The following is a 7,820-nucleotide window of genomic DNA, read 5'->3' as shown; positions in this document are numbered from 1 at the left end:
GCTAGGGCCAGGTGGCCGATGCCAACCTCTTCAGAAGAATCCCTCAGACCGCCGTTGGCGGCCAGCTCCCTTCACRAGGGGAGCTTTGGTCGCTCCTGCGCCTGATTTCCAGAGTCTATTGCGGCAAAGCCGCTTCTGAGTCCGAGCAAACCGTCCACGAAGAACGACCATAAAGCTATGATGTTTTTGCATACATAAAAAGAGCCTGTGCACGATTACGTGCGACAGGCCCTTTTTCTATGTTAAAAATGCCCCGACTGGGGCTACGTAGGGGACGCCCAAAGGGCGTCCCGCCGCGAACAGTCAGCCAATATATGTAACTGGTCAATGAGGCATGGTTTTGCGAACTGCGACCGGCGGCCGGCGTTTTCTTGGATTCAGATGCGGCTTCGCCGCGACAGACTCAAACTGACAACGACGCTTCGGGAAGCCCTCAGCGCGTAGCGGGACGCCCTCTGGGCGTCCCCTACGGCATCGCATACAGGCGATGAAAAATTACGCGGCTATATGCCGCGGTCGTAGGGGCCGTCCCAACGGGCGGCCCGCCGCGAGATTTGCTCACAGCCCATTCGATTATGGTGGTATGTTTTTACGAACCACGAGCCACGAACCACGAGCCACTGATTCTGTGTTATACTATGGTGTATACGGTTTATCATGAATAAAGGGGGTCTCCTCATGAAGTGTGTTGTTTTGCTCAGTGGCGGCGTCGATTCTACGACGTGTCTGGCCATGGCTTTGACGAAATATAAAAAGGAAGACGTCTTGGCGTTGACGGCTTATTATGGCCAGAAACATGCCAAGGAATTGGAAGCGGCCCGCAAGGTGGCGGCTTACTACGGGGTGCAGCAGCAGGAGGTCAATTTGTCTCAGGCTTTTTCTCTGAGCGATTGTTCGCTCCTGCAGGGCAGTCATAAGGCGATTGCCCATGAATCGTATGCAGATCAGCTGGCCAAGAAGAGCGGCGAAGGGACGGTTGATACGTATGTGCCTTTCCGCAACGGTCTGTTCTTGTCGTTTGCCGCAGCCGTCGCCGTCAGCGTCGGCGCGGAAGTCATTTATTACGGTGCCCATGCCGATGATGCCGCTGGCCGGGCGTATCCGGACTGCACACCGGAATTTGAAACGGCCATGAACACGGCCATTTATGAAGGTTCTGGCCGGACCTGCCACTTGGAAGCGCCTTTGTTATCGTGGAACAAAGCGGGCGTCGTCAAAGAAGGCCTGCGCCTGGGCGCGCCTTATGAATTGACCTGGAGCTGCTATGAAGGCGGCGACAAGCCCTGTGGTGTCTGCGGGACCTGCCGCGACCGGGCGGCTGCCTTTGCTGCCAATGGGGTCAAGGACCCGGCATTGTCATAAAACAGGGAGTCAGGGAGGAGACATATATATGGAATATAAGGTAAAGACGCGGCTGACGACGATGGTACTGTTGGCTCTCATGGCCTTTGGGTCCGTCCAGGCCAGCGATGCTGTGTCCGAAAAAGATAATTTTTATCAGGCTGTCAATGGCAAGACGTTAGCAGCTCAGCAAATCCGGCCGACGGAAGCTTCTTGGTCCTGGTTTTCTGAACGGTCTTTAGAAAATAAGAAAGCCCTGGGCAAGGAACTGGAAACGGTCGCCGCCAAGCAGGGAACTTATGCCAAGGGGACGCCGGAACAGAAAATCGCCGACCTCTACGCCTGCGCCATCGACAATAAACAGCGCAACGCCACGGCCCGCGCCCATCTGCAGGAACTGACCTGTCCCATTGAAAAAGCCCAGACCCTGCCGGAATTGACGGCGGCCTTGCAGGCTGTCAGTGCCAAGACCGGGACGGATATCTTCGTAGGCTACACCGTCGACCGCCTGCCGACGGGCCTGCGTTATGTGCCGCGTATCTTGACGGTGACGCCGTCCTTTACGAAGGATGAATTGGAAAAAGAACCCCAGCCCGGAGCCTGGAAGGCTTATCGGGAATACGTCGCCCATATCCTCGAAGAAGCCGGAGAAGCGCCGGACCAGGCGGCGGCTCACAGCGAAGCCATCTTCGCCATGGAAAAGGGCCTGGGGCCACACTTGCTGACGAGCGAACAGCGCAATGACGTGACTGTCCAGAACCGCCTGATGTCGCGGGGGAATCTGGAAAAACTCATGCCCAATATGGGCGGCAAGACGGTCCTGACCAACCTGGGCCTGAATAAAGAAAAACAATTCTTCTTATCGAATCCGGAGTCTTTACAGCAGTTCGACGCCCTCTATGTGCCTAAGAATCTCGACCTGCTCAAGAGCTATGCTGTCTATCAGGTCTATAGCGGCTTTGCGCCCAGTGCGGATATCAAATTGCGGGATCTGCAGCGCAATTATGCCCTCCAGCGCTTCGGCATCGCCCAGGCGCGGGATGACAAGGAAACGGCGAGCCGCATGGTCCAGAACATGCTGTCTTATGAATTCGGCCAGATTTATATGAAGAATCACTGTACGGCGGCCATCATCAACGATGTGAAGGCCATGATCAATGAAATCCGCGACGTCTATCAGCAGCGGCTGGAAGCCAATGACTGGCTCAGTCAGGCGACGCGGGCCAAAGCCGTCGACAAGCTCAGCCACCTGCGCGTCTTTGTCGGCGGTCCGGCTGAAGATGACAAACCTATCATCGAAAGTATGCCTGACGTCATTGCTCCACAGGATGGCGGCGATTTGCTGGCCAATGTCATGCACAACGGCCTCCTGGAAAAACAGCAGGTCCATGCGCTATTGGGAACGAATTTTAATCCCGATAAATGGTATGCCTTTGACCCGCAAGATGTCAATGCCGCTTATATCCCGGAAAATAACAGCATCACCATCCCGGCCGGTATCCTGCAGCCGCCGTTCTACGATGCCAAAGCTTCACGCGGTGCCAATCTGGGCGGCATCGGCGTCGTCATTGGCCATGAGATTTCCCATGCTTTTGACCCGAATGGCAGCAAGTACGACAGCGAAGGCCGCTTGAAGAACTGGTGGAAGGCAAAAGACTATGAAGCTTTCCAGAAATTATCGGCTGCTTTCGGTCCTTATTACGATCGCTATACCCTCGGCAAGGGGCTCCATGAAAATGGCAAGCTCGTCAGCAACGAAGCCATTGCCGACTGCGGCGGCCTGTCGGTTGCGACGGAACTGGCCCATGACGACCAAGGGATGCTGCGCGACTTATACCGCACCTTTGCCACGGTATTTGCGACCAAGATGACCGACCAGCTGCTGCTCTACCTGGTCCAGAATGATCCCCATCCGACTGGCGAAGCCCGCGTCAACGGCGCCTTGTCGTCGACGAATGGCTTCTATACGGCCTATGGCATCCAGCCCGGCGACGGCATGTATGTCGAACCGCAGAAGCGCGTCCATTTGTGGTAAAATCTTCGTGGCTAGTGGCTAGTGGCTAGTGGCTAGTGGCTAGTGGCTAGTGGTTCGTAAGGCCGTCCTGCTGCGGCGGCCTGCGGCCTGTGTCCTCATAAAGTATTTACACAACTAATCCTTGCATTATCGTGGGGAATACGGTACAATCGCAGTGAGCAATAGCCGTATATTGCACTAGTGGGACAAAAAACGTACCACTAGGAACAGAAACGTCAATCGTTACGTGTACGTGAGTAGAAAAGGAGAAATCTGTATGCTGAAAAAAACAAAGATCGTCTGCACCTTAGGCCCCAGTTCCAATACCCCGGAAATTATCGAAAAGATGATTAAAGCCGGCATGAACGTTGCCCGCTTTAATTTCTCCCATGGTTCTCATGAAGAACATAAACAGCGCATCGACATGGTCCGCGCTGTCTCTCAGAAACTGGGTATCCCGGTTGCACTGCTCCTCGACACGAAAGGCCCGGAAATCCGTTTGGGCAAATTTAAAAATGGTTCGATCATGATGGAAGCCGGCAAAGACTTTACCTTGACGGCCCGTGACGTAGAAGGCGATGAAACTATTGCCTCCATGAACTATAAAGAATTACCGCAGGACGTCAAAGCCGGCGACCACATCCTCTTGTCGGACGGCCTGGTCAACTTGGAAGTTGTCAGCGTCGAAGGCCAAGACATCCATACGAAAATCCTCAACAGCGGCAAGATGAGCGACCGTAAACGCGTTGCCGTACCGGGCATTGCCATCAACCTGCCGGCTGTTTCCGATACAGACGCCGACGATATCGAATTCGGCTGCCGCATGAACATGGACTGGATTGCCGCTTCCTTCATCCAGCGCGGCAAAGATGTCCTGACGATCCGCAAGATTTTGGAAAAACACGACAGCCATATGAAGATCATTTCCAAAATCGAATGTCAGGCTGCGGTCAACAACATTGACGACATCATCAAGATGAGCGACGGCATCATGGTCGCCCGCGGTGACCTCGGCGTCGAAGTCCCGGCAGAAGAAGTGCCGATGCTCCAGAAAGTCCTCATCCATAAATGCCAGGCCGCAGGTAAACCGGTCATTACGGCTACGCAGATGCTGGAATCTATGTGCAACAACCCGCGTCCGACCCGTGCTGAAACGAGCGACGTCGCCAACGCCATCCTCGACGGTACCGATGCCATCATGCTCAGTGGCGAAACGGCTGGCGGTCTCTATCCGGTGGAAGCGGTAGAAACCATGGCCCGCGTCGCAACCTTTACGGAAAGCAACTTCACGCCGAAGTCCTATGAAGACGTCGACGCTGAATCGGCTACGACGACGGAATCCATCGGCAAAGCCGTCGTCAAGATTGCCCAAGACCTCCACGCTGCAGCCATCATCGCTTCGACTGAACGCGGCGGCACAGCTCAGATGATTTCTAAATTCCGTCCGGCCTGCCCGATTGTAGCCGTATCGCCGCATGAAGCCATCGTCCGCCGCCTGCAGCTCAACTGGGGCGTCCAGGCTGTCACCGGTAAAGAAGCCAGCGACACCGATGCTGTCGTCGACAATGCTATCTTTGCAGCTCTCGACAACGACCTCATCAAAGCCGGCGACCTCGTCGTCCTCACGGCAGGTGTCCCCGTTGCCAAAGCCGGTTCGACCAATATGATCCGCGTCCAGGTTGTCGGTGACGTCCTCCTCCGCGGTACCGGTATCGGCCGTAACTCGGCTATCGGCAAAGTCTGCATCGCCGAATCGAAAGAAGACCTGGAAAAGAACTTCACCGACGGCTGCATCCTCGTAGTCCGTTCGGCCCGCGCTGATTTCGTCGACTACATGAAACGGGCCAGCGCCATCGTCTCCGAAGAAGCCGGCCTCACCAGCGAATCGGCTATCGTCGCCATCACCCTCGGCATCCCGACCGTCGTCGGCGCTGCCCATGCTGCCGATAACCTGGAAAACGGCGAAGTCGTCACCGTAGACGCCAGCCGCGGTACTATCTTCCGTGGCGAAGCCAACGCACGATAAACCATCGGGAGGGATAGTCATGAATCTGACCTTGTTAGGGACGGGGAACGCAACGGTGACCCATTGTTATAATACTTGTTTCGTCCTCCATGAAAGCGGTCAATATCTGCTCGTCGATGGCGGCGGCGGGAACGGACTCCTGTGTCAGCTGGAAAAGGCCCATTTGCGCTGGCAGGATATGCGGACGGTCTTCGTCACCCATAAACACATGGATCATCTTCTGGGCATCCTCTGGCTTATGCGCATGATGTGTCAGTCCTGGCGGCGCGGGACCTATGAGGGCGAAGCCGTTATCTACGGTCATGATGAAGTCATTTCCCTGCTGCGCACGATGGGAAAGGCTCTGCTGTCCTCGAAAGACAGTGCTTTCCTCGATGACCGCCTTCATCTTGTGACGGTGACCGATGGGGAGACGCGTCAGCTCATGGGTCATGACGTAATTTTTTTCGATATTCGTTCGACCAAGGCCAAACAATTCGGCTTTTCTTTAGAACTCGCCGACGGCAGACTGACCTGCTGTGGTGATGAGCCGTATCAGCCCTGGGAAGAAGCCTATGTCCGGGATAGTAAATGGCTCCTTCATGAAGCTTTCTGCCTCGATGCCGAAGCGGATATCTTCCATCCCTATGAGAAACACCATTCGACCGTCAAAGACGCCTGCCAAACGTCAGCCCGCCTGGGCGTACAGAATCTGATCCTCTACCATACTGAAGACAAGGACCTGGCCCATCGCCGCCAGCGTTACCATGCCGAAGGAAGCCGGTATTATCAGGGAAACCTGTATATCCCGGACGATTTGGACGTCATCGCTTTATAGTTTGTAGTACGGATTTGTAGGAGGCGCACGTGGGCAATCCGTTCGGGATTTGGATGGTTTTTCTAGCAAACTGGTCGGGGAATCGTACATATCCCGGAGCGGGCGCCCTACTTGGGCGCCCCTACAGAAAAGGGCTTATCGTCGGCGACAAGCCCTTTTCGTTGTACAATGTATCCGATTCTGTTAGAATAGACGTAAGGCCATGGCCTCGAAAGAATTTGGCAGCTTGGGAAAATGTTGCAGCAAAAATTAGCAGAAGTTGAAGAAGATCATTAAGGGATAGAGTAAGGAGACAGGGTAAAATGATACGTTTTAACAATGACTATAATCATGGCGCTCATGCCAGCGTCTTGCAGGCTTTGAATCAGACGAACGATACGCAGTACGGCGGCTATGGTGTCGATGACTGGTGTGACAAGGCAGAAAAGCTGATTTTGGAATTGGCCCAGTGCCCGCAAGGAAGGTTTACTTTTTCCCGGGAGCGACGCAGGCCAATTTCGTCACCATTTCAGCCCTCCTTGGTTCCTGTGACAGCGTCATCTGTGCCGACACGGGCCATATCAACTGTCATGAATGTGCGTCCATTGAAAATACAGGCCACAAAATCGTCGCCCTGCCCCATCATGACGGCAAGATTACGGCGGACCAGATTGAAGGGGAAGTGCAGGCTTACTATAATTCCGGCGAAGCCGAATACCTGACGCGGCCGTCGCTGGTCTATATCTCTTTTACGACGGAATACGGCACGCTCTATACCAAGGCTGAACTGACGGCTATTTCGGAAGTCTGCCGCAAGTATCACATGTACCTCTTCGTCGATGGCGCCCGCATGGGTTATGGCCTGGGGGCTGACGGGAATGACCTGACCCTGGCTGATTTCGGCCGCCTGGCCGACGTCTTTTATATCGGCGGTACGAAATGCGGGGCCTTCTTTGGCGAAGCCCTCGTCTTGACCGACGCCGGGATAGACCGCCGCTTCAAAGCTCACATGAAACAGTTCGGCGCCGTCCTGGCCAAAGGCTGGATTTTAGGGCTCCAGTTCTATACCCTGCTCCACGACGGGACGTATTTTGCCATTACGAAACGGGCCGACGAATACGCCGTCCGTATCCGCCAGGCCTTCCGGCAGAAAGGGATAGAAGAACTCGTCGTCAGCCCGACGAACCAGCAGTTCATCATCCTTTCGAGAGCTCAGGCCCAGGCCTTGGAAAGCAAATACATCTTTGAAGCCATGGGACCTGTTGACGATGACCACGTCTGCGTCCGCGTCTGCACGTCATGGAGCACGAAAGCCGAAGAAGTCGACCAGCTCGTAGCCGATATTTTAAACCTGTAGGGGCTTGCACGTGGCAAGCCCGTCCCTGCATATGAGCTGTTTTCCAGCTCGGAGAGCGCGTCCCCAATACCCAAGCGGGTCGCCCACGTTGTTATGTGCAATAACATAGTTTACATAAATAGGGGTCTTCCCCCTACTGAAAAAAGTGATACTTTTAGGCATAAGAAGGAGTTGATTCTTATGCCATGGGAAGAAAGGAATGTCACCAAAGCTATGTTACGCAAAGAATTCGTTGAACGGGTACTTAGCTCATGAGAAGAGCTAAAAAGCCCTTTGATCTTGAATA

Annotated in this window: 5 protein-coding genes; all 5 read left to right on the top strand. The window is 54.5% G+C overall.

Annotation, left to right across the window (positions count from 1 at the left end):
- The first annotated feature begins 678 nt into the window (after positions 1-678).
- Complete coding sequence (queC, locus tag NM10_RS11840) at positions 679-1,362, top strand: 7-cyano-7-deazaguanine synthase QueC (protein ID WP_020311779.1); 684 nt, start codon at positions 679-681, stop codon at positions 1,360-1,362.
- 28 nt (positions 1,363-1,390) lie between these two features.
- Positions 1,391-3,376, top strand: a complete 1,986-nt coding sequence (locus NM10_RS11835; RefSeq protein ID WP_020311778.1) for a M13 family metallopeptidase — start codon at positions 1,391-1,393, stop codon at positions 3,374-3,376.
- 256 nt (positions 3,377-3,632) lie between these two features.
- Complete coding sequence (pyk, locus tag NM10_RS11830) at positions 3,633-5,381, top strand: pyruvate kinase (RefSeq protein ID WP_020311777.1); 1,749 nt, start codon at positions 3,633-3,635, stop codon at positions 5,379-5,381.
- Between the two features lie 19 nt (positions 5,382-5,400).
- On the top strand, positions 5,401-6,198 hold the full coding sequence (locus tag NM10_RS11825) for an MBL fold metallo-hydrolase (RefSeq protein WP_020311776.1): 798 nt from the start codon (positions 5,401-5,403) through the stop codon (positions 6,196-6,198).
- A gap of 448 nt (positions 6,199-6,646) precedes the next feature.
- Positions 6,647-7,534 (top strand): threonine aldolase family protein, encoded by an 888-nt coding sequence (locus NM10_RS11820; RefSeq protein WP_020311775.1) that lies wholly within the window; start codon positions 6,647-6,649, stop codon positions 7,532-7,534.
- Positions 7,535-7,820: the final 286 nt, after the last annotated feature.

The organism is Megasphaera sp. NM10, assembly GCF_000417505.1.
GTDB lineage: Bacteria > Bacillota > Negativicutes > Veillonellales > Megasphaeraceae > Megasphaera > Megasphaera intestinihominis.
The sequence above is the reverse complement of the archived record's forward strand: the minus strand, read 5'-3'. Positions and strand labels throughout refer to the sequence as shown.

Excerpts from the sequence above, each read along its gene's own strand:
- NM10_RS11835 (WP_020311778.1), top strand. The coding sequence starts at position 1,391 with ATGGAATATAAGGTAAAGACGCGGCTGACGACGATGGTACTGTTGGCT.
- pyk (WP_020311777.1), top strand. The coding sequence starts at position 3,633 with ATGCTGAAAAAAACAAAGATCGTCTGCACCTTAGGCCCCAGTTCCAAT.
- NM10_RS11825 (WP_020311776.1), top strand. The coding sequence starts at position 5,401 with ATGAATCTGACCTTGTTAGGGACGGGGAACGCAACGGTGACCCATTGT.
- queC (WP_020311779.1), top strand. The coding sequence starts at position 679 with ATGAAGTGTGTTGTTTTGCTCAGTGGCGGCGTCGATTCTACGACGTGT.